We start from the raw sequence: 20387 nt of genomic DNA, 5'->3' as shown, positions 1-20387 counted from the left end.
CGGTGAAATTCCTGCACACCGCGGACTGGCACGTGGGCAAGGTGCTCAAGGGCCGCTCCCGCATGGACGAGCACCGGGCCGTGCTGCGCGAGCTGGTCGCGGCGGCCCGCACCCACGACGTCGACGCGGTCGTGGTGGCCGGCGACCTGTTCGACACCTCGGCGCCGACGCCCGAGGCGCAGTCGCTGGTGCTCAACGCGCTCATGGCGCTGCGCGGCGACGGCCGTGACGTGGTGGTGCTGGCCGGCAACCACGACAACCCGCAGCTCTTCGAGGTCTACCGCCCGGTGCTGGGCAAGCTCGGCATGCACGTGGTGGGCGTCTTCCGCCGTCCCGACGCGGGCGGCACGCTGGCCTTCACGGCGCGCTCGGGGGAGCCGGTGCGGCTGGGGGTGCTGCCGTTCCTGTCCCACCGCTATGTCGTACGCGCCGCGGAGGTGCTCACCGGCACCGCCGCCGACCACAACCGCGACTACGCCACCCGCATCTCCGAGCTGGTCGGCGCGCTGACCGCGGGCTTCCAGAGCGACACCGTCAACCTGATCACCACCCACGGCACCCTGCCGGGCGGCGCGTTCGGCGGCGGCGAGCGCGAGGCCCAGTCGATCTTCTCCTACTACTTCGAGCCCAACGCCTTCCCGGTCTCCACCCAGTACGCCGCGCTCGGCCACCTCCACCGCAGGCAGCAGATCCCCGGCCCGTGCCCGATCTGGTACAGCGGCTCGCCGCTGGCCGTCGACTTCGGCGAGGAGGGCAACACGCCCGGCGCGCTGCTGGTGGAGGTCACGCCCGGGCGGCCCGCCGTGGTGCGCGAGCTGGCGTTCGCCTCGGCGCGCAGGCTGCGTACGGTGCGGGGCACGCTGGAGCAGCTTGAGGGCCTGGAGGCGGGCGACGACTGGCTCAAGGTGATCGTGGAGGAGAAACCCCGCGTCGGCCTGTCCGACCAGGTGCGCGACCTGCTGCCCGGCTCGGTCGACGTCGTCCTGGACGAGCGGTTCCGGCCGGTGCCGGCGGTGCGGCGTACGGGGTCGGCCGCGCGCAGCCCGCGCGAGCTGTTCCGCGAGTACCTGACCGCGACCGGCCGCCACGACGACCAGGTCGCCGCCCTGTTCGACCGGCTCTACGACGAGGTGACCGGCTGATGCGTCCCCTGCTGCTGCACCTCGACCACTTCGGCAGCTTCCGCGAGCCGGCCGTCGTCGACTTCTCCGACACCGAGTACTTCGCCCTGGTCGGCCCCACCGGGGCGGGCAAGAGCACGATCATCGACGCCATCTGCTTCGCCCTGTACGGCACCGTCCCGCGCTGGGGCAAGGAGAACGTCATCGCGCACGCCCTGGCGCCGTCGGCGAGCTCGGGCAAGGTGGCGCTGGTGTTCGAGAGCGACCGGCGGCGCTACGGGGTGGTGCGCTCGCTGGTCCGCGACGCCAAGGGCACCGTGCGCACCAAAGAGGCCAGGATCGACGAGCTGGACCCGGCGGCCCCGCTCGGCGAGGCGTACGAGATGGTGCTGAAGCCGCTGGCCGAGGGCGAGAACGTCACGCCCGAGGTGCAGCGGGTGACCGGCCTGGAGTACAAGTTCTTCACCCAGTGCGTGGTGCTGCCGCAGGGGCGGTTCGCCGAGTTCCTGCACGCCGCGCCGCGCGAGCGCCAGGACCTGCTGGTGCAGCTCCTCGACGCCGACGTCTACGAGCTGATCAGGCAGCGGGCCGCCCGCGACGAGGAGGCCGCGCGCAACGCCGCCGCCTTCGCCCGCGACCAGCTCGCCAAGCTGGCCGGCGCGTCCGACGAGGCCGAACGCGAGCTGGCCGACCGGCTGGCCGCGCTGCACCGGCTGGCCGGCACCATCGACACCGACCTCGACCTGCTGCGCTCCCGCGAGTCCGACATCGGCCGGGCCGAGCAGGAACGCGCGTCGGTGGCCGAGCGGCAGTCGGCGCTGGCCGCGCTGCGCATGCCGCCCGCGGTGCCGACGCTGGCCTCGGCCCGCCGCGAGGCCGCCGACGCCATCACCGCGCTGGAAGTCGAGGCGGCGGCCGCGGAGACCGACGAGCACGAGGCGTTCGAGGCGCTGGCCGCGCTCGGCGACCGCGCCGAGCCGGTGGCGGCGCTGGCCGCGCTCGACGCCCGCGAACGCCTCACCGCCCAGGCCGCCGACGCCCGGAAGGCGGCGGCCGAGGCCGCCACGGAACTCGACCGCCTCACGCCCGCGGTCGCCGACGCCGAACGCGCGCTGACCGACGCAGAACACGAACGCGAGCGGCTGCGCGACGCCCACACCGCGGCCGGCCTGACCCACCGGCTGGCCGTGGGGGAGCCGTGCCCGGTCTGCCTGCGTCCGCTCGCCGAGCTGCCCCGCCACGAGACGCCCGCCGATCTCGGCGCCGCCGACCGCGCCCTGGCCGCCGCCCGCGACCACGCGAGCCGTGGCCGGGCCGCCCTGGCCAAGGCCGAGACGTCGGCGTCGATGCTGGCCACCCAGTCCGGCAGGATCGACGCCGAGCTGGCCGGGCTGCCCGCCCCCGGCGACCGCAACGAGATCGAAGGCCGCCTGGCCGCCATCGCCAAGGCCGAGGCCCTGGCCACCGAGGCCCGTACGGCCGTGCGCAACGCGCGCAAGAAGCTCGAACGCGCCCGTACCACCGCCGAGCAGGTCGAACGGCAGGCCGAGAGCGCCTGGCAGACCCTCGGGGCCACCCGCGACCGGCTGCTCGTGCTCGCGCCCTCCGGCGACGCGCCGCCGCCGCTCACCCGCGACGACCTCCACCGCGCCTGGACCGAGCTGCTCGGCTGGCGCGACCGGGCCGCCGAGGCCGCCCGCGCCGCCCTGACCGAGCGCGAGCAGGAGCTCGCCCAGGCCACCGCCAGGCTCGCCGCCGAACGCCACAAGCTGACCGAACGCCTGGCCGAGCACGGCGTCACCGTCCCGCGCAACGCCACCCCCGACCAGCTCGGCGCGGCCGTCGCCGGCGCGGTCGCGCGGGCCGACGGCGCCCTCGAACGGGTCCGCGAGGAACGCAGGCGGGCCGCCGAGCTGGAGACCGCCGTCGCGGAGAAGGAGCACGAGGCCAAGGTCGCCCACGAGCTGGCGCTGCGCCTGCGGGCCAACGCCTTCGAGCGGTGGTTGTGCGCCGAGGCCCTGGCCGTGCTGGTCGCCACGGCGTCCGAGACGCTGATGGAGCTGTCCGACGGCCAGTACGAGCTGGCGCTCGGCGAACGCACCGGCGACATCGAGGTCATCGACCACGGCGAGGCGGGCCTGCGGCGCAGCGCCCGCACGCTGTCCGGCGGCGAGACCTTCCAGGCCGCGCTGTCCCTGGCCCTGGCGCTGTCGGGGGCCGTCGCCAGAGGGCTCGACTCGATCTTCCTGGACGAGGGCTTCGGCACGCTCGACCCCGCCACCCTCGACACCGTCGCCACCACCCTCGAACGTCTGGCCGCCGGGCAGGAACGCATGATCGGCGTCGTCACCCACGTCCCGGCGCTGGCCGACCGGGTGCCCGCCCGGTTCGAGGTGCTGCGCGACGCCAAGGGCTCGCACGTCCGGAAGGTGGGGCAATGACGTCGGGGGTCCAGGGGGCGTCGGGCTTCACCGTCGACCCCTGGGACCCGGGCTACGCCGCCGCGGTCGCCGTCGAGGCCCTGTCCGAGCTGGGCGCCACCAGTGCCGAGCTGGTCCTCGACGTCGAGCGGCCGGCCGCCGACTGGAAGCCGGTCACGCCGGGCCCCGGCGCCGCCGTCCCCGAGACGCTGCTGGTGGCCGACGGCGTGCGCCGGATCGACGCCCGCGTGTGGGTGCACGACTCCGACCTGCCGATGCCCGTCCCCGGGATCGCCGCCTCCTACGCCGCCGGGATCGTGCGCTGCGGGCGCGAGGGGGCCGAGCTGGCCGCGATCGAGGTCGACAGGGCGCTCATCTCGGCCTCGCCGTACGCGCCCGAGGTCAAGACCGCGCACGCCTCCTACCGGCCGCACAAGGCCGCCGACTCCAGCTTCGAGGAGCTGTCGCTCGCCCTGCAACGCCAGGTCACCCAGCTGGAGGTGGACCTCGCGGTCCGCCACCGGTCGCTGGGCGACGACCTGCTGCTGGTCGACGGGCCGCTGCGGGGGCGTACCCATCTGCCGCGCACGATCGGCTACATCAAGACGCACCACGCGGCGTACCTGCCGCCGCCGCAGTCGGCCGTGGTCGCCGCGCTCACGCCGGGGCAGCGTACGCCGGTGTTCCTCATGGGCACGAGCTGGCGCAGGCACGCCTGGTACCTGCGGCTCCCGGTGCAGTCGTCGGCGCCGTGGGCCGGGATCGCCCGCTGCGAGGCCAGCGCCGACCTCGACCCGGCGCAGGTCGTGGAGCTGGCCGACGCGGTCACGCTGGCCCTGCCGGCGCTGGCCGGGGTCGACTACAAGGACCCGCGCGCCCCCCAGAACCTGGTCCCGATCGGTGGCCTGGAGAAACTGCTGCGCCACCACCTGGGCGACCCGCGCCTGCTCTACCGCTCACTCCGCACGGCCGCGCAACTCGGCTGACCGGCCGGCCACCAGACGGGGGCCGCTACCAGCCTTTGTCGACGTCGCAGATGTTCACGGTGGCGCTGCGGCGGAGGCTGGTGGGGGTGAGGACGCGGAACACCACGGTGTAGCTGCCCTTGCCCTTCCAGGTGATCGAGGGCAGGACGGGCCTGGTCGAGGCGGTGGCCACCTTTCTGCCCTGGCTCTGGCCGTTGACGAGCCACTGGTAGTCGTAGCCGACGGTGGCGGTCACGTCGGCGTAGACGTTGAGGTCGTAGCGCCAGCAGTCGCCCACGCGGATGCCCTGGTAGGTCAGGGCCGCCGAGGTCACGCCGCCCTCGGCGGGGGTCGTCGGCCTGGTGGAGGTCGTCGGCCTGGTGGTGGAGGTCGGCCTGGCGGTCGTCGGCTTGGTGGTGGGCGTCGGCCTGGTGGTGTGGGGGTGCGGGGACCTGGTGGGTTTCGCGGGCTTGCGGGTGGTCGATCGGCGGGTGCCGGACCTGCGGCTGTCGGGGACGTGCGTGGTGGGGGGTGCGGCGGCGTTCGTGGTGTTCGTGGTGTTCCGGCCCGGGGCGGTGGGCCACCACACCCAGGCGGCCGTCGCGGTGGCGGCCGTGAGGACGAGCGCCACGCCGCCTGCCAGCAGCGCGAGCCCGGCCCGGGGACGTCCGCCCGGCGGGTGGCGGGGGTGCCCGTGGGCGGAGGGGTGCGTGGGGCCGCCGGGCGGACGGCCGGAGGGGCCGGTCCAGACCTGGGGGAGGGCCGGGTGGCCGGGGGAGGGCGGCGGCGCGGGGCGGGGGCCGCCTATGAGCTGGAAGAGCACGTCCTGCATGGTGGGGCGGGCGTCGGGGTGCTTGGCCAGGCAGGCGGCCACGATGGAGCGCAGCGGCTCGGGCACGCCGGCGAGGTGCGGCTCGCCGTACTGGATGCGGCCGAGTACGGCGGGCACCGAGTCGTTGCCGAACGGCGGGACGCCGGTGGCGGCGTACACCATGACGCAGGCCCAGGCGAAGACGTCGGTTGCGGGGCCGACGGTGGCGCCCGCGAACTGCTCGGGAGCCATGTACGACGGCGTGCCCAGGATGCTGCTGGTGACCGTGGCGGAGGCGTCGGCGGCGCGGGCGATGCCGAAGTCGATGACCCGCGGCCCGTCGCGTCCCAGCAGGACGTTGGCGGGCTTGAAGTCGCGATGGACGACGCCCGCCCGGTGGATCGCGGCCAGCGCGGTCGCGGTCGCGACGGCGAGCCGTTGCAGGTCGGCCCCCGCATGGCGGCCCGCCTGCTGCAACGAGGGCCCTTCGACGTACTCGGTCACGATGTACGGCCGCCCGCCCAGCGAGGCGTCCAGCACCTGCGCGACGCAGAACGGCTCCACCCGCCGCGCGGCGGCGACCTCCTTGGCGAAGCGGCCGTCGCCGGTCGCGCCCTCGTGCAGGACCTTGATCGCGACCTGGGCGCCGTCGGGGGCCTCGGCCAGGTACACGGCGCCCTGGCCGCCCTCGCCGAGCTGCCTGACCAGCCGGTACGGGCCGATGGCCGGCGGCATCGTCATCAGTCGTCCATCGTGCAGATGGTCAGGGACACGCTCTTGGTCGCGGCGCTGGGGGCGGTGACCCGGAGGGTGACGGTGTGGGGGCCGGCCTTCAGCATGTACTGGCCGGCGGTGATGTAGGCGCTGTAGTCGTCCTCGGAGACCCAGGATCTGCTGCGCTCGACGCTCCTGCCGTCGATCAGCCAGGCGTAGGAGACCCAGATCTCGCGCTTGGTGGACTCCACGCGGCCCTGGAAGTGCAAGGGGGGCATGTAGCAGCCGCTTCCGGCGGACTGTCCGGGGCCGCCGGACAGGGTGATCTCCCCGACGCTGGCCCTGGCGGTGGTGACCGGCTTCTTGGTGGTGCGGGTGGGGGTGGGAGTCGGACGTGTCGTGGTGCGGGTGACGGTGGGGCGGGGGGTGGCTGACTCCGTAGGGCGGCGGGTGGTGGGGCGGGAGGTCGGTTTCTTGGTGGTGGCGGGTTTCGGGGTGCTCTTCCGCTGCGACTTCCGGGGGGTGGGGGTGGGAGGCGTCGGGGTGGCGGAGGGGGCCGTGAGCGCGGACAGGCCGGGGAGGTGCGACCAGGGGGCGAGCCAGACGACCCCGCCCACGAGCGCCGCGGCCACGACCACCGACAACCCGGCGGCCAGCGGCACCACCCCCCGCCCGCGCCCGTGCCGCCGTCCCCCCGGGCCGGGGAACGGCGCCGGCCCCTGCCCCACGCCCCCGACCGGACCGGCTCCCGGTGGCACGGGGTGCCCCATGGCGCCGGACGGGGTGGGGTGCCGTGGTCCCTGGAGCTGGGAGGGGTGGGCCGGGGTGGGGGCGTCGCCGCCGAGGAGGCGGAGGAGGACGTCGCGCATCGTCGGACGGGCCGCCGGGTCCTTGGCCAGGCAGTCGTACACGATCGAGCGCAGCGGCCGGGGCAGGTCGCCGAGCTGCGGCTCGTTGTTCAGGATCCGGTTGATGATCGCGGGCAGCGTGTCCTGGCCGAACGGCGGCGTCCCGGTGCCCGCCCACACCACGACCGCGGCCCACGCGAACACGTCCGCCGGCGGCCCGACCATCTGTCCCGCGAGCTGTTCAGGCGCCATGTACGCGGGCGTGCCCACGATGCCGCTCGTCATGGTGGCCGACGCGTCCGCGGCACGGGCGATGCCGAAGTCGATCACCCGCGGCCCGCCTGGGCCGAGCAGCACGTTGGCGGGCTTGAAGTCCCGGTGCACGACGCCCGCCTGGTGGATGGCGGCCAGCGCCGTGGCCGTGGCGACGGCGAGCCGTTGCAGGTCGGCCCCCGTGTGGCGGCCCGCCTGCTGCAACGAGGGCCCTTCGACGTACTCGGTCACGATGTACGGCTGCGGCCCCGGGGACGCGTCGAGCACCTGCGCGATGCAGAACGGCTCCACCCGCCGCGCCGCCTCGATCTCCTTGGCGAACCGCTCGTCCGGCCCGGCGCCGTGGCGCAGCACCTTGACCGCCACCGTCCGCCCGTCGGGCGCCCGCCCGAGGTAGACGGTCCCCTGGCCGCCCGCGCCCAGCAGCCCGAGCAGCCGGTACGCCCCCACGACCGCCGGGTCACCCTCCCGCAGCGGTTCGACGTGCGCCATGAGAGAAGTGACTCCTGATACTGAAATGAACGAAGTTACTTACGATAGCGACCAATATCAGGATTTGTAGTCAAGTTGCGCGAGCAGCCGGCAGCGTCGCCGTAACGATCAAACCGCCGCCCTCGCGGGGCCGGGCCGTCACGTCGCCTCCGTGCGCGACGGCCACCGAGCGCACGATCGACAGCCCGAGCCCCGCGCTCATCCCCGTGACCACCCGCTCGGCGCCGTGCCGGTGGAACGGCTTGAACAGCAGCGGCACGTCGTAGGGCGGCACGCTCGGCCCGCTGTTGCCCACCTCCACCTGGACCAGCCCGCCGGGGACCGTCCGGCTCGACACCCGCACCCAGCCGGTGCCGTCGTCGAGGTTGTGCCGGACGCCGTTCTCCACCAGGTTGTGCACCAGCCGTTCGAGCAGCAGCGCGTCTCCCACGGTCGGCGCCGGAGCGGCGTCCTCCTTCACCACGACCTTCGCCTCCTCGGCGTCGCGCGCGGTCTGGGCGACCACGTGGGTGACGACGTCGGCGAGGTCCACCGGGGAACGGTCGGCGATCTCCTGCTCGGAGCGGGCCAGCAGCAGCAGGCCCGCGATGAGCCGTTCGTGGCGGGTGTTGATCTGCAACAGGCTCTCGCCCAGCTCCTTGACGTCGTCGGAGGCGGTACGCCGGTGCATGGCCAGCTCCACCAGCGCCCGGTTGAGCGTCAGGGGCGTGCGCAACTCGTGCGAGGCGTTGGCGACGAACCTGCGCTGGCCGTCGAAGGAGTGGTCCAGCCGTTCCACCATCGTGTCGAAGGTGTCGGCCAGCGTCTTGACCTCGTCCGGGGGGCCGTGGAGCGCGATCCGTTCGTGCAGGCCGCGTTCGGCCATCGGGGCGGCGGCGATGCGGCGCGCGGTCTCGGTCACCAGGTGCAGCGGGGCCAGCACGCGTCCGGCCACCACCCAGCCCAGCCCGACGGCGGTCCCGCACACGACGGTCAGAGCGATCGCGCCCTGGGTGAGCAGCGAGGTCACGGCGGCCTCGCGCACCCCCTCCTCCTGCTGCCGCATCCACTTGACGGCGGCGGGGCCGACCAGCTCGACGCCGTCCTGCTTGAGGAAGATGACGTTCTTGCGGGTGCCGTCACTGGTCGTGAACCGGCTCTCGAACGACTGCGAGAGCTGCTGGTTGAACAGCAGGTACGTGACGCCCAGCAGGGCCAGCCCCGCCACCAGGAAGAGCGCGCCGTACACGAGCGTGAGGCGCAGCCTCAGGGTGGGGTGCGGACGTCTCATGGGATGCGGTACCCCACTCCCGGCACGGTCTCCACCACCGGCGGGTCGGCGAGCTTGCGGCGCAGCTTGAGTATCGTCAGCCGCACCACGCCGGTGAACGGGTCGGCGTGCTCGTCCCACGCCTTCTCCAGCAGGTGCTCGGCCGAGACGACCGTGCCCTGCGCCCGCATCAGCTCGGCCAGTAGGGCGAACTCCTTCTTCGACAGCGGGACGAACCGCCCGTTCCGGAACACCTCCCTGCGCGCCGGATCCAGCGTGATCCCGGCCCGGCGCAGCACCGGGGGAGTGGCAGGACGTGAGCGCCGTCCCAGCGCCAGGACACGCGCCGCCAGCTCCGGGAGGGCGAACGGCTTGGTCAGGTAGTCGTCGGCGCCCATGGACAGCCCGCTCACCCGGTCGTCGAGCTGGGCGGCGGCCGTGAGCATCAGCACCCGCGCGTCGGAGTCGGAGGCGACCAGCTCCCTGCACACGTCGTCGCCGTGCACGCGTGGCAGGTCGCGGTCCAGCACGACCACGTCGTAGTCGTTGACCGCGATCCGTTCCAGCGCCGCCTCGCCGTCGTGGGCGAGATCGACCGCGTGGGTCTCCTCGCGTAACCACTCGGCGATCGCGCCGGCGAGCATGCGCTCGTCCTCCACCACCAGCACCCGCATTCCATACCTCCGGCTCGATTGTGACGCGGGTGGCATTTGATCGGGATAAGTCGGGATGGAAACGCTGGAGAAACACGGCCGCGTATTGCATCTCCCCTCGAAGGCCATCGGATCCGACGGAGGAGAGCATTCATGCGAGGACGACCCCTCATGGCGCTGGCCGCGGCCGCGCTGTTCCTGACGGCGTGCGGTGCCCAGGAGAGCGGATCGGACGTGGCGTCGGTGACCGGCACCGGCGCCCGGCCGTCAGCCGGCGCCTCGGCCACCACGGACCGCAGCGAGCAGGCCGTCAAGTACACCACCTGCCTGCGCGAACAGGGCCTGGACATGCCCGACCCCGGCCCGGACGGCCGGATGGAGATGAAGTTCGACAAGAGCTCCGGCGGCCCGGAGAAGGTCCAGAAGGCCATGGAGGCCTGCAAGCAGTTCCAGCCGGAGGGCATGACGTCGGGCAAGGGCGGCGACCCCAAGCAGGCCGAGAACATGCGCAAGCAGGCGCAGTGCATGCGTGACAACGGCGTGGAGGCGTTCCCCGATCCCGAGGGCGGCATGGTGCGCATCAACCGCGAGGTCGCCGAGGACCCCGACTTCAAGTCCGCGCAGGAGAAGTGCCGGATGAACATCGGCGGGGGACAGGGAGGCTCTTGATGGGGAGGGCCACCATCGACGAGAGGGCCGAGCCGGACGCCCCCTCACCGCGTCCGCGCCGCCGCCGCGGCGGCCGGACGATCGTCGTCCTCATCGGGGTCGCCGCCGCCGCGGGGGCGGCGGTCCTGGCGGTCAACCCCGGCGGCCTGCTGAACGGCGGCGCCGCCCCCGCCACGTCGGCCGCCACGCTGCCCCCGGCCACCGCCCCGGTCACCCGGCAGACGCTGAACGACACCAGGGACGCCGACGGCGAACTCGGCTACGGCCCGGTCACCACGGCCACGGCCAGGAAGCCGGGCACGGTCACCTGGCTCCCCGGCAGCGGCGACCAGATCACCCGCGGCCGGTCCCTGTTCCGCCTGGACAACAAGCCGGTCATGCTCCTGTACGGCACCACCCCCGCCTACCGCGACCTGAGGATCGGCGCCGAGGGCAGGGACGTCGAGAACCTGGAACGCAACCTGCGCAAACTCGGCTACGACGGCTTCACCGTGGACGACGAGTACACCTACGACACCGCCCAGGCGGTGAGGGAGTGGCAGGAGGACCGCGGCCTGGACGAGACCGGCGTGGTGGAGCTGGGACGGGTCGTCTTCGCTCCCGGCAAGGTCCGGGTGGAGAGCCTGGAGGCCGAGCGGGGCCAGCCCACGGCCCCGGGGCAGAAGATCCTCACCTACACGGGCACGAAGAAGGTCGTCACGGCCAAGCTGGCGGCCGAGGACCAGCGGATGGCCAGGAAGGGCACCAAGGTCTCGGTCGCGCTGCCCGGCGGCAAGGACGTGACCGGCCGGATCACCGAGGTCGCCACGATCATCGAGCCGGGGGAGGGGCAGAACGCCGATCCGGAGACCCGCCTGGAGGTGCTGATCTCGCTGGGCAACGCCAAGGCCGCCAAGGGGCTCGACAAGGCGGCGGTGAAGGTGACGTTCACCGCCGACCGGCGGAAGGACGTGCTGACCGTGCCGGTGTCGGCGCTGGTGGCGTTGCAGGAGGGCGGGTTCGGGGTGGAGGTGGTCGAAGGTGGCAAGTCGCGATATGTGGCGGTGAAGACCGGGCTGTTCGCGGGGGGCCGCGTCGAGATCTCCGGCGACGGTCTCACCGACGGCATGACGGTCGGAATCCCGAAATGACCCACACCACGAACCCCTCCCCGCCCCCCGCGGACCACGGGATGAGGTGGCCCATGATCGCGCTCACCGGCGTCTCCAGGAGCTACCCCGGCGGGGTGGCCGCGCTGGACTCGGTGTCGCTGGAGATCCGGCACGGCGAGCTGGTCGCCATCGTCGGCCCGTCGGGCTCGGGCAAGTCCACGATGCTCAACATCGTCGGCACCCTCGACCGCCCGTCGGCGGGCCGCGTCGAGATCGACGGCTACGACGTCTCCAAGCTGTCGGACAACCAGCTCTCCGCCCTGCGCGCCACCACGATCGGCTTCGTCTTCCAGCACTTCCACCTGGCCGCCAAGGTCTCCGCCCTGGACAACGTGGCCGACGGCCTGATCTACACCGGCCTGCCCCTGCCCGAACGCCGCCGCAGGGCCGCGACGGCGCTGCGCCGCGTCGGCCTCGCGCACCGCGTCGACCACGAGCCGCACGAGCTGTCCGGCGGCGAGCGGCAGCGCGTGGCCATCGCCAGGGCGGTGGCCGGCGACCCGCCGCTGCTGCTGGCCGACGAGCCCACCGGCGCGCTGGACTCGGTCTCGGGCACCGGCGTGATGGACCTGCTGCACGAACTGAACGGGAGCGGCACCACCATCGTGATCATCACCCACGACCGGGAGATCGCCGCTGGCCTGCCCCGCCAGGTGAGCATGCGGGACGGCCGGATCGTCGCCGACTCGGCCTCAAGCCCGGACACGGCCTCAAGCCCGGACACGGCCTCAAGCCCGGACACGGCCTCCCGCTCCGACTCGGCCCCCGGCTCCGGGGCGCGCGGGGAGCGCGGGGTGCGTGTGCGGGAGTCCGTCGAATCCGAGGTGGCGTGATGGCCACGCTGGAGCGCCCCCGGCTCTCCCCGGCCAAGATGCGCCCGCGCGACGTGATGCGCGTGGGCGCGGTCGGCCTGCGCACCCGCCCGCTGCGGGCGTTCCTGTCGGCGCTGGGCATCGCGATCGGCATCGCTGCGATGATCGGCGTGGTCGGGATCTCGTCCTCTTCCAGCGCCGAGCTGGACCGTACGCTGTCCGCGCTGGGCACGAACCTGCTCACCGTCTCCTCCGGCACCACGCTGATGGGCGAGGCGGCCCAGATGCCCATGGACGCCGAGGCGATGATCGAGCGCATCGGCCCGGTGGAGACGGTCTCGTCCACGGGCAGGGTGCCGGAGGCCAAGGTCTACCGGAGCGAGGAGATCCCCGCGCCCCAGACCAACGGCCTGGGCACCGCCGCCGCCCGTCTCGACCTGCTGCCGACCGTGGGCGCGACGGTCCGCAGCGGCACCTGGCTCAACGCGGCCACCGAGCGCTACCCGGCCGCCGTGCTCGGCTCGGTCGCCGCCCGGCGGCTCGGCATCGGCGCGGTCACCCCCGACACGCAGGTGGTGATCGGCGGCATCCGGTTCACGGTGGTCGGCGTGCTCGACCCGGTGCCCCTGGCCGAGGAGCTGGACAGCGCGGCCCTGGTCGGCTGGCCGGTCGCGGAGTCCAGGCTGGACTTCGACGGGCACCCGACCACGCTCTACACCCGCTCGCAGGAGACGAGGCTGGAGTCCGTACGGTCGGTGCTGGCCGGCACGGCCAACCCCGAGGCGCCCAACGAGGTGGACGTGTCCCGCCCGTCGGACGCGCTGGCCGCCAAGCAGGCGACCAGCCAGGCCTTCGCCGGGCTGCTGCTCGGCGTCGGCGCGGTGGCCCTGATCGTGGGCGGCGTCGGCGTGGCCAACACGATGGTCATCTCGGTGCTGGAACGCCGCGCCGAGATCGGCCTGCGCCGTTCGCTCGGCGCGACGCGCGGCCAGATCCGCACCCAGTTCCTCGCCGAGTCGCTGCTGCTGTCCGCACTGGGCGGCGTGGGCGGCATCCTGCTGGGGGCCGGCGTCACCGTCGGCTACGCCTTCTCCCGCGAGTGGCCCGCCGTGGTGCCCGGCTGGGCGACCGTCGGGGGCCTGGTGGCCACGCTGCTCATCGGCGCGGTGGCGGGGCTCTACCCGGCCGTGCGCGCCTCGCGGCTGTCGCCGACGGAGGCGCTGTCGGCGCCCTGAGGCGTCAGGAGCGGGCGTCCTCCTGCGGGACGTAGCAGGTCGTCCTGCCGACGATCCTGACGTTCGGCCCGTCGAGGACGGTGAGCTCGAACGTCAGGTTCGTCCGGGGGTTGCGCACGACGGAGACCTCGGGGCTCTCGTCACGCAGGTCGAGGTCCTCCACGATCCGGTCGTAGCCCATGTCCTGGAGGGTGTCCAGCAGGCCGTCGGGGGCGTCGGCGGCCTCGCCCTCGGCCCGGACGAGCCGGCGCACCTGGCCGGGCACGCACGAGCGGTCTTCGGTCTCGTCGGAGCGGTGGTCCGGCGCCACGCGCAGCGCGGCGCTGGTGAGCAGGGTGTCGGTGTCGGCGGTGAGCTGCCTGGCCGCCTCCTCGAAGGAGAACTGGCGGCCGGAGGTACAGGCTGCCGCGACCGCGACGCAGATCAGCACCGCGGACATCACGACCGAGCGACCAGCCAGGCGCACATCAGGACGATATCGGAGATCAATTCCGGGCGCAGGGCGATTAACGCACCATTAATGATCGATATCTAATGGTCGTTCGGCCGCCATTCTCAGGAGGGTCCGCTTTTCAGGTCGTCCAGCTTGCGTTCGATGCGGTCGAGGCGCCGGTACAGCTCCTCCAGGTCGCCGCGTTCCACGTCCTCCTCCTCGGGGCGCAGGCGGACCAGCAGCGAGCCGCCGGGCTCCAGGCGTACCACTTCGGTGTCGGCGACGCTGTCGGCGCCTCTGAGCTGGAGCATCACGTTGAGGTCGGCCTGCCGTACGCCCATCCGGCGCAGCGCGGAGGGGATGAAGTGCCCGTCGCGGGCCAGGACGACCGGGGCGCCCTCGAACATCCTGCCGACCGCGGGCACGGTCGCCGCCCACCGCACCACGAGCGCGTTGACGGCCACCAGGATCACCACGCCGACCAGGCCGCCGATCAGCGAGTTGTCCGGGCCGATGATCGCGTTCTGCACGACGTTGCTCATCAGCAGCATGACCACGAAGTCGAAGTTGTTGAGCTGCGCGATGCCGCGTTTTCCGGCGATGCGGAGCAGGACGGCGATCGTCACGTAGACCGCGATCGTCCTGACGGTCTTGTCGGCGAGCGAGACCCCCAGGTCGAACAGGTCGTTCACCGGCGCCTCAGCTTGGCGATCAGCCCCAGGTCCTCCACGCAGCGGCCGAGGCCCAGCGCCACCGAGTCGCTGGGCCGCTCCGCGCGCCGCACCGGCATGGACAGGCCCTCCTGCATCCGCCGGCACAGGCCGGGCAGCAGCGCGCCGCCGCCGACCAGCACCATGCCCCGCTCGCCCAGGTCGGCGGTCAGCTCGGGAGGGCAACGTTCCATGGTGTACTCGGCGGCCCGCACGATGTGCTCGACCGATTGCACGGCGGCCTCGCGGACCCGGGCGGCGGGCAGCGCGACCGCGCGCTCCTCGCCGGTGCCGGCGTCCCTGCCGTGGATCAGCACGTTCCCGGCCGGCTCCCGGGTCGCGTGCAGCTTGGCCGACTCGGCCTGCCGGTCGTCGGCCAGCAGGCCGTGCTCGTCCTCGACCAGGCGGGCGACGGCGCGGGTGACGGCGTTCCCGCCGCCGCGCACGGTTCCGGCGGCGACCACGGCCCCGCAGGAGAGCACGGCGACCCTGGCGGCGTCGCGGCCGATGTCGACGACCATGTGCCCGGTGCCGTCGCGCACCTGCAGGCCCGCGCCGAGCGCCGCGGCGATCGCATGCTTGACCAGCAGGATGCCGCGGGCCTCCGCCTCGAACCCGGCGTCGCGCAGCGCCACCCGCTCGATCGGCGTGAACTCGTCGGGCACGGCCATGACCAGACGCGGCCGGGGGAAGGGGTGCCGGTGCACCTTGCGCAGGAAGTGCCTGATCATGCGCCGGGCGAGCTCGCCGTCCTGGGGCAGGCCGTCGCTGATCGGCCAGTACGTCTCGCCGTCCGTGACGTCCACGGCGTCCGCGGCCTCGGCGCCGTAGCCGAGGACCTTGCCCGTCTCCCTGTCGCGCATGACGGCCGAGGGCTCGTCGAGCACGATGCCCTTGCCCTTGGCATAGATCCTCGTGCTGGCCGCGCCGAGGTCGATCGCCAGGTCACGACCCAGGAGGCTCATCGCCGTACTGGGAGGTAGACCATCATGCCTGGGTGTATATCCGGGGCTGCTCCAACGCAACACCAGGAACCGAAGAGTTCCGTTTTACCCTTCGCGCCGCAGGGCGGCCAGGGTCTCGTCGGCCCAGGCGACGCCGGAGCGGACCTGGCGGAGGCCGAGGGTGAGCGCGTAGTTGCCGAGCCTGCCCTCAGGGACGCAGTCGAGCACGGCGAGGCGGGCCACGAAGTGGGCCTTGATGCGCTCGACCACGGCGATGGCCTGCTCGGTGTCCAGCAGGGGCAACAGGAACGCCTGGAGGGCGGTCTCGCTGCGCACGGTCGCCGACGGGTCGTGGCCGACCAGCCAGTCGGTGAGCAGCGCGCGGCCTTCGGGGGTGATGGCATAGATCTTGCGGCCCCGCGCGCCCTCGTGCTCGACCGTCACCAGGCCGTCGGCGGCCATCTTGACCAGCTCGGGATAGATCTGCGTGTGCCCGGCCTGCCAGACGTGGTTGAGCGAGTGCTCGAACTTCTTGGCCAGGTCGTAGCCGCTGGCCGGGCCGACGCCGGAGAGCAGCCCGAGAAGGGCGATCCGCAGGGACATGCCCGCCAGCATAGCAAAGGCTTGACATGTCAGCTCTTACCTATCACTCTCTACCTGTGACTAATGACATGAAGGCCAAGGGCAATGGATTGGTGCTGCTGGCGGTGCTCGGCGGGATGTTCCTGGCGATGCTCGACCAGACGATCGTCGGCACCGCGCTGCCCCGCATCACCGGCGAGCTGGGCGGCACGCGGCTGTACACGTGGGTGGTCACGGCCTACCTGCTCACCTCCACCGTCACCGTGCCGCTGTACGGCCGGCTGTCCGACCAGCACGGCAGGAAGCCGCTGCTGCTCGTCGGGATGTCGGTGTTCGTCGTCGGATCGGCGCTGTGCGGCCTGGCGCAGGACATGACCCAGCTCATCGTGTTCCGGGCCGTGCAGGGGCTGGGCGCGGGCGCGCTGCTGCCGCTCTCGCTGGCCCTGGTGATGGAGATGTTCCCGCCCGGCCGGAACGGCGCCCGGGTGCAGGGTGCGCTCGGCGGCGTGATGGCGTTGACGTACCTGGCCGGGCCGTTCCTGGGCGGGCTGTTCACCGACCACGCGAGCTGGCGGTGGGCCTTCTACGTGAACGTGCCGCTCGGGATCGCGCTGATCGCGATCGTGGCGCTGCGGCTGCCGTTCCGTCCGGGCACCGGCGGCGGGGGGCGGCCGGACTACCTGGGCATCGCGGTGTTCAGCGTGGCCATCAGCGCGCTGCTGCTCGGCCTCACCGAGAAGGGCCTGGACGGCAACTCCTGGACCTCCCTGCCCGTGGCCGGGCCGATCCTGCTGGCCCTGGTCCTGCTGGCCGTGTTCGTGCTGGTCGAGCTGCGGGTGGCGAGCCCGATCATGCCGATGCACCTGTTCCGGGACCGCACGTACACGCTGGTCAACGCGACCTCGTTCTTCACGGCCTTCTGCATGTACGCCGGTGTGGTGTTCCTGCCGCGCTACTTCCAGCAGGCGCTGAACGTCAGCGCCACCGAGTCCGGGCTGAGGATCTACCCGATGACGCTGGCCATGGTGGCGGGCAGCGCGCTCATGGGGACGCTGATGTCCAGGACGCGCACGTACAAGCCGTGGCTGGTGGGGGCGCCGTTCCTGCTGGTGGCCGGCAGCCTGCTCTGCCTGAACCTGACCCTGCGCACCGACGGCCTGCTGCTGGCCGGGTGGATGGTGCTCATCGGGCTCGGCATGGGGCCGATGTTGTCGGGGTTGACCGTGGCCGTGCAGCAGGCCGTCGCGCCGCAGTACATCGGCACCGCCTCGGCCAACCTCACCTTCTTCCGGCAGATCGGCGGCTCGGTGGCGCTGGCGCTGGCCGGCACCGCGTACACGTCGGTCATCACCACGGACGCGCCCGTGCACGGGCTCGCGGCCGCGCACGCCTCGGCGGCGGCCGTGGTGATCCCGTCGCTGGGCGTGGCGGGCGCGGTGATCGCCCTGGTCGCGCTGGTCATGATGCCCGGCAGGCGGCTGGAGCAGACGCCGTCGCCGGAGAGCAGAGTGGAGGCCGGTTTCGCGTCGTAAGCGGCGTCATGCGAAGCTGTGGATGTCCCCAATACCAGGAGGTCCTCATGGCGGAAACACCGGAGCCGGAAGTCAGCGAGACTCCCGAGGACGAGATGAAGCGCAAGTTCCGGGAGGCGTTGGAACGCAAGCGCGGGCAGCAGGCCGACTCGGCCGCGGGTGGCAGGGGCGTGGACCCGTCGAAGATCCACGGGGCGCACGGCCCGGCCTCGAGTAAAAGATCCTTCAGGCGCAAGAGCGGCGGCTGAAAGGTCGAATTTAGCTGGGGGTACGGCATGCCGTGCCCCCTTTCTCTTTACCTCGACAGGTAGATCTTTACCCGGTTCATGACGATTCGTTTGTATTTGTCCGAATCTCTGGGTACCGTCTTAACCAATTACCAGCTGGTGGCGTAGTCCCTACCAGGAGAGGGGCGACAGCTGGCGCCGAATCCCGACTTGTCGGGAACCGGGGACCCATCTCATTGGGGTGAATCCGGCCCTGTGCCGGTAGGGCATCTCCACGCCCGAACCCGTCAGCTAACCCGGTAGGCGAGATGGAGAGGACTTCACGCATGTACCACCTCGTCGTACCCCCGGACAGTGTAGTGACGACCGCCTGCTGAGCGGTCTCTTCCCCGACTTTCCCCCACGCGCCGCGTAACCACCCTTTCGGCGCTCTGCCCGGTTACGCACCGTAGTCACGCGCGTTCCCCCTGTCCCCTCGCGAAGGACTTCACTGCTTCATGTCTCGATTTGGCCTGCGCTCTCTCGCCCTGTTGTCCGTGTCCGCCATGGGCGCGCTGACGATCTCCGCCACCGGCGCCCACGCCGACACCGGCGACGACCAGAAGATCCTGCTCAAGGGATCCACCAAGGCTTCGTACTTCTGGGACGACTCCTCCGGCCGCGCCGGCGACACCGGTCTTCCCGCCAGCGGCAAGCCCATGCAGAAGGGCCTGGCCGCCAGTCCCAGCTGGCCCCTCATGACCGAGGGTTACGTGACCTACAACGGCAAGAAGATGCCGTTCTTCGTGGGCGACCGCGGTCCCGGCGAGCCCTCCAACCGCGGCGTCATGCTCGACCTCGACGCCAAGACCTTCGCCGAGCTGACCGGCGGCACCTTCAACTCCGACACCCTCGGCGTGGACGGCAACGGCGGCCAGGGCCACATCAAGATCGACTACGTCATCACCAAGTGGGGCGACGGCAAGGGCAAGAAGAACTACCCCGTGGCCTTCTCCAGTGGCGCCTGGAGCAGGTACGACGCCAACCCGGCCGAGCCCCCCAAGGTCCTGGCCGAGGCGCCCGCCGACGACGCGGCAACCTCCGCCGGCGGTCAGGGCAACGTCGGGAAGACCGTCGCGATGGGCGGCACCGTCATGGCCGGCGTGCTGGTCCTGGCCGGTGGCGGCGTGGTGCTCGGCGGCGAGCGCCTGCGCAAGCTCCTCAACGACTGACCCACGGACATTCCGGCCTTTACGCCGGACGACCAGAATGACATTCTGGTCGCTGTGATCCAGCGCGCAGCCGCCAACGGCATCGAGATCGCCTACGAGAGCTTCGGCTCACCCGCGGGCAGGCCCCTGCTGCTCATCATGGGACTCGGCGCCCAGCTCATCCACTGGGACGACGAGTTCTGCGAACTCCTGGCCGAGCGGGGGCACCACGTCGTCAGGTTCGACAACCGCGACGCGGGCCTGTCCACGCACCTCCACGACGAGGGCGTTCCCCCATGGGGAGCGCCCTCGCCGTACGTGCTGGACGACCTGGCCGACGACAGCGCCGGGCTCATGGACGTCCTGGGCCTGCCCGCCGCGCACGTCGTCGGCGCCTCGATGGGCGGGATGGTCGCCCAGGCGCTGGCCATCCGGCATCCCGCGCGCGTGCTGAGCCTGACCTCGATCATGTCCACGCCCAGCCCCCAGGCGGCCCCGCCGACCGAGGCGGCCGCCGCGGTGCTGTTCGCCAAGCCCGCGACCGATCGCGAGTCGGTCGTCGCCGGCGCCCTGGCGACCTGGTCCGTCATCGGGTCGCCCGGCTACGAGCTGGACCGCGAACGCGTCGGCAGGCTGGCCGGGCTGGCCTTCGACCGCTGCCACGACCCGGCCGGCACGGCCCGCCAGCTGGCCGCCATCATGGCCTCCGGCGACCGTACGGCGGCACTGGGCGGGCTGAGGGCGCCCGCGCTGGTCATCCACGGCGAGGACGACCAGCTCGTGCCGATCGCCGGCGGCCGGGCCACCGCCGCCGCCATCCCGGGCGCCCGCCTGGTCACCTACCCCGGCATGGGCCACGACCTGCCCCGCCCCCTCTGGCCCGAGATCATCGCCGAGATCAGCGCCCACACCGGCTCCGCGGCCGCCGTACGCCCGGAGGTCGCCACGGAGCCGTGAGCGGGCCGGTCAGAGCTCCAGCTTCTCCTCGATGACCTTGAGCATGTGCCGGGCCAGGGCCAGGTTGGCCCGGTTACGGTCGAGGGCGAGGTAGAGGAACAGGCCCTTGCCGCTGCGGCCGGTGAGCGGGCGGATGATGTGGTACTGCGCGGTCAGCGTGATGAGGATGTCCTCGATGCCGTCCTTGAGGCCCAGCGAGTCCATCGTGCGCAGTTTGGCCTTGATGACCTCGGTGTTGCCCGCCGCCGCGACCTGGAGGTCCAGCTCCTTCGAGCCGCCGAGCGTGCCGAGCGCCATGCCGCTGCCGTGGTCGACGATCGCCGCTCCGATCGTGCCGTCGATGCTCATCATCTCCTTGAGGGAGACGTCCATGCCTGCCATGCTTTCCTCCGCTTCGGT

Annotated in this window: 20 protein-coding genes and 1 riboswitch; of the genes, 11 read left to right on the top strand and 9 right to left on the bottom strand. The window is 72.5% G+C overall.

The window, feature by feature from the left end:
* Window positions 1-2 precede the first annotated feature (2 nt).
* The 3 genes from ACWCSU_RS31420 to ACWCSU_RS31410 are packed head-to-tail and all read left to right on the top strand — an operon-like array spanning window position 3 to window position 4527.
* Window positions 3-1142, top strand: coding sequence for an exonuclease SbcCD subunit D (locus ACWCSU_RS31420; protein ID WP_357699107.1), 1140 nt, complete (start codon window positions 3-5; stop codon window positions 1140-1142).
* Window positions 1142-3562, top strand: coding sequence for an AAA family ATPase (locus ACWCSU_RS31415; RefSeq protein ID WP_449939838.1), 2421 nt, complete (start codon window positions 1142-1144; stop codon window positions 3560-3562). The genes ACWCSU_RS31420 and ACWCSU_RS31415 overlap by 1 nt, the downstream gene beginning before the upstream one ends.
* Complete coding sequence (locus tag ACWCSU_RS31410; protein ID WP_357699111.1) at window positions 3559-4527, top strand: hypothetical protein; 969 nt, start codon at window positions 3559-3561, stop codon at window positions 4525-4527. Before ACWCSU_RS31415 ends, ACWCSU_RS31410 begins: the two co-directional genes overlap by 4 nt.
* Window positions 4528-4552: 25 nt before the next feature.
* Here the strand turns inward: ACWCSU_RS31410 and ACWCSU_RS31405 are convergent, their stop codons facing one another.
* From ACWCSU_RS31405 to ACWCSU_RS31390, 4 genes are all read right to left on the bottom strand, one after another.
* Window positions 4553-6058: a serine/threonine-protein kinase gene (locus ACWCSU_RS31405; protein ID WP_449939836.1), complete on the bottom strand. Its 1506-nt coding sequence runs from the start codon at window positions 6056-6058 to the stop codon at window positions 4553-4555.
* Window positions 6058-7644, bottom strand: coding sequence for a serine/threonine-protein kinase (locus ACWCSU_RS31400; protein ID WP_449939835.1), 1587 nt, complete (start codon window positions 7642-7644; stop codon window positions 6058-6060). Before ACWCSU_RS31400 ends, ACWCSU_RS31405 begins: the two co-directional genes overlap by 1 nt.
* Window positions 7645-7714: 70 nt before the next feature.
* A complete protein-coding gene (locus ACWCSU_RS31395; RefSeq protein ID WP_364084724.1) occupies window positions 7715-8914 on the bottom strand; it encodes a sensor histidine kinase in 1200 nt (399 codons plus the stop codon).
* On the bottom strand, window positions 8911-9567 hold the full coding sequence (locus tag ACWCSU_RS31390; RefSeq protein ID WP_357699119.1) for a response regulator transcription factor: 657 nt from the start codon (window positions 9565-9567) through the stop codon (window positions 8911-8913). The genes ACWCSU_RS31395 and ACWCSU_RS31390 overlap by 4 nt, the downstream gene beginning before the upstream one ends.
* Window positions 9568-9699: 132 nt before the next feature.
* Between ACWCSU_RS31390 and ACWCSU_RS31385 the strand changes: the two genes are divergently transcribed.
* The 4 genes from ACWCSU_RS31385 to ACWCSU_RS31370 are packed head-to-tail and all read left to right on the top strand — an operon-like array spanning window position 9700 to window position 13413.
* Entirely contained in the window at window positions 9700-10215 is a 516-nt protein-coding gene (locus tag ACWCSU_RS31385; RefSeq protein ID WP_357699121.1) for a hypothetical protein, read from the top strand.
* Window positions 10215-11345 (top strand): efflux RND transporter periplasmic adaptor subunit, encoded by a 1131-nt coding sequence (locus ACWCSU_RS31380; RefSeq protein WP_449939832.1) that lies wholly within the window; start codon window positions 10215-10217, stop codon window positions 11343-11345. Before ACWCSU_RS31385 ends, ACWCSU_RS31380 begins: the two co-directional genes overlap by 1 nt.
* A 53-nt stretch (window positions 11346-11398) precedes the next feature.
* Entirely contained in the window at window positions 11399-12199 is an 801-nt protein-coding gene (locus tag ACWCSU_RS31375) for an ABC transporter ATP-binding protein (protein ID WP_449939830.1), read from the top strand.
* Window positions 12199-13413, top strand: coding sequence for an ABC transporter permease (locus tag ACWCSU_RS31370; RefSeq protein ID WP_357699127.1), 1215 nt, complete (start codon window positions 12199-12201; stop codon window positions 13411-13413). Before ACWCSU_RS31375 ends, ACWCSU_RS31370 begins: the two co-directional genes overlap by 1 nt.
* 4 nt (window positions 13414-13417) lie before the next feature.
* Here ACWCSU_RS31370 and ACWCSU_RS31365 read toward each other — a convergent pair whose 3' ends face one another.
* The 4 genes from ACWCSU_RS31365 to ACWCSU_RS31350 all read right to left on the bottom strand — a co-directional run bounded on the left by ACWCSU_RS31365 (window position 13418) and on the right by ACWCSU_RS31350 (window position 16103).
* Window positions 13418-13879, bottom strand: coding sequence for a hypothetical protein (locus tag ACWCSU_RS31365; RefSeq protein WP_357699129.1), 462 nt, complete (start codon window positions 13877-13879; stop codon window positions 13418-13420).
* An 89-nt stretch (window positions 13880-13968) separates the two neighbouring features.
* The gene (locus ACWCSU_RS31360) at window positions 13969-14538 is read right to left on the bottom strand and encodes a DUF421 domain-containing protein (protein WP_357699131.1); all 570 of its coding nucleotides are present in this window, start codon (window positions 14536-14538) and stop codon (window positions 13969-13971) included.
* Window positions 14535-15521 (bottom strand): rod shape-determining protein, encoded by a 987-nt coding sequence (locus ACWCSU_RS31355; RefSeq protein ID WP_449939826.1) that lies wholly within the window; start codon window positions 15519-15521, stop codon window positions 14535-14537. Before ACWCSU_RS31355 ends, ACWCSU_RS31360 begins: the two co-directional genes overlap by 4 nt.
* 84 nt (window positions 15522-15605) lie before the next feature.
* A complete protein-coding gene (locus ACWCSU_RS31350) occupies window positions 15606-16103 on the bottom strand; it encodes a PadR family transcriptional regulator (RefSeq protein WP_357699135.1) in 498 nt (165 codons plus the stop codon).
* A gap of 56 nt (window positions 16104-16159) precedes the next feature.
* Between ACWCSU_RS31350 and ACWCSU_RS31345 the strand changes: the two genes are divergently transcribed.
* From ACWCSU_RS31345 to ACWCSU_RS31330, 4 genes are all read left to right on the top strand, one after another.
* Window positions 16160-17614: an MDR family MFS transporter gene (locus ACWCSU_RS31345; RefSeq protein ID WP_449939823.1), complete on the top strand. Its 1455-nt coding sequence runs from the start codon at window positions 16160-16162 to the stop codon at window positions 17612-17614.
* 47 nt (window positions 17615-17661) lie between these two features.
* Entirely contained in the window at window positions 17662-17862 is a 201-nt protein-coding gene (locus ACWCSU_RS31340; protein WP_357699139.1) for a DUF5302 domain-containing protein, read from the top strand.
* A 165-nt stretch (window positions 17863-18027) separates the two neighbouring features.
* A riboswitch (cyclic di-AMP (ydaO/yuaA leader) is annotated at window positions 18028-18162 on the top strand.
* Between the two features lie 176 nt (window positions 18163-18338).
* Window positions 18339-19052 (top strand): hypothetical protein, encoded by a 714-nt coding sequence (locus ACWCSU_RS31335; protein ID WP_449939820.1) that lies wholly within the window; start codon window positions 18339-18341, stop codon window positions 19050-19052.
* A 54-nt stretch (window positions 19053-19106) separates the two neighbouring features.
* Window positions 19107-19988 carry an alpha/beta fold hydrolase gene (locus ACWCSU_RS31330; protein WP_449939818.1) on the top strand — a complete coding sequence of 294 codons (882 nt, stop codon included), beginning with the start codon at window positions 19107-19109 and terminating at the stop codon, window positions 19986-19988.
* Window positions 19989-19997: 9 nt separating this feature from the next.
* Here ACWCSU_RS31330 and ACWCSU_RS31325 read toward each other — a convergent pair whose 3' ends face one another.
* Window positions 19998-20369 (bottom strand): hypothetical protein, encoded by a 372-nt coding sequence (locus tag ACWCSU_RS31325; RefSeq protein WP_352352019.1) that lies wholly within the window; start codon window positions 20367-20369, stop codon window positions 19998-20000.
* Between the last annotated feature and the right edge of the window lie 18 nt (window positions 20370-20387).

The sequence above is a fragment of the Nonomuraea sp. NPDC001699 genome, assembly GCF_053596455.1.
This window is presented reverse-complemented; position numbering and strand designations above follow the sequence as displayed.

Bases quoted from the DNA above. Each gene is read 5' to 3' on its own strand.
- ACWCSU_RS31415 (WP_449939838.1), top strand. From the start codon at position 1,142: ATGCGTCCCCTGCTGCTGCACCTCGACCACTTCGGCAGCTTCCGCGAG.
- ACWCSU_RS31410 (WP_357699111.1), top strand. From the start codon at position 3,559: ATGACGTCGGGGGTCCAGGGGGCGTCGGGCTTCACCGTCGACCCCTGG.
- ACWCSU_RS31405 (WP_449939836.1), bottom strand. From the start codon at position 6,058: ATGACGATGCCGCCGGCCATCGGCCCGTACCGGCTGGTCAGGCAGCTC.
- ACWCSU_RS31400 (WP_449939835.1), bottom strand. From the start codon at position 7,644: ATGGCGCACGTCGAACCGCTGCGGGAGGGTGACCCGGCGGTCGTGGGG.
- ACWCSU_RS31395 (WP_364084724.1), bottom strand. From the start codon at position 8,914: ATGAGACGTCCGCACCCCACCCTGAGGCTGCGCCTCACGCTCGTGTAC.
- ACWCSU_RS31390 (WP_357699119.1), bottom strand. From the start codon at position 9,567: ATGCGGGTGCTGGTGGTGGAGGACGAGCGCATGCTCGCCGGCGCGATC.
- ACWCSU_RS31385 (WP_357699121.1), top strand. From the start codon at position 9,700: ATGCGAGGACGACCCCTCATGGCGCTGGCCGCGGCCGCGCTGTTCCTG.
- ACWCSU_RS31380 (WP_449939832.1), top strand. From the start codon at position 10,215: ATGGGGAGGGCCACCATCGACGAGAGGGCCGAGCCGGACGCCCCCTCA.
- ACWCSU_RS31375 (WP_449939830.1), top strand. From the start codon at position 11,399: ATGATCGCGCTCACCGGCGTCTCCAGGAGCTACCCCGGCGGGGTGGCC.
- ACWCSU_RS31370 (WP_357699127.1), top strand. From the start codon at position 12,199: ATGGCCACGCTGGAGCGCCCCCGGCTCTCCCCGGCCAAGATGCGCCCG.
- ACWCSU_RS31355 (WP_449939826.1), bottom strand. From the start codon at position 15,521: ATGAGCCTCCTGGGTCGTGACCTGGCGATCGACCTCGGCGCGGCCAGC.
- ACWCSU_RS31350 (WP_357699135.1), bottom strand. From the start codon at position 16,103: ATGTCCCTGCGGATCGCCCTTCTCGGGCTGCTCTCCGGCGTCGGCCCG.
- ACWCSU_RS31340 (WP_357699139.1), top strand. From the start codon at position 17,662: ATGGCGGAAACACCGGAGCCGGAAGTCAGCGAGACTCCCGAGGACGAG.
- ACWCSU_RS31335 (WP_449939820.1), top strand. From the start codon at position 18,339: ATGTCTCGATTTGGCCTGCGCTCTCTCGCCCTGTTGTCCGTGTCCGCC.
- ACWCSU_RS31325 (WP_352352019.1), bottom strand. From the start codon at position 20,369: ATGGCAGGCATGGACGTCTCCCTCAAGGAGATGATGAGCATCGACGGC.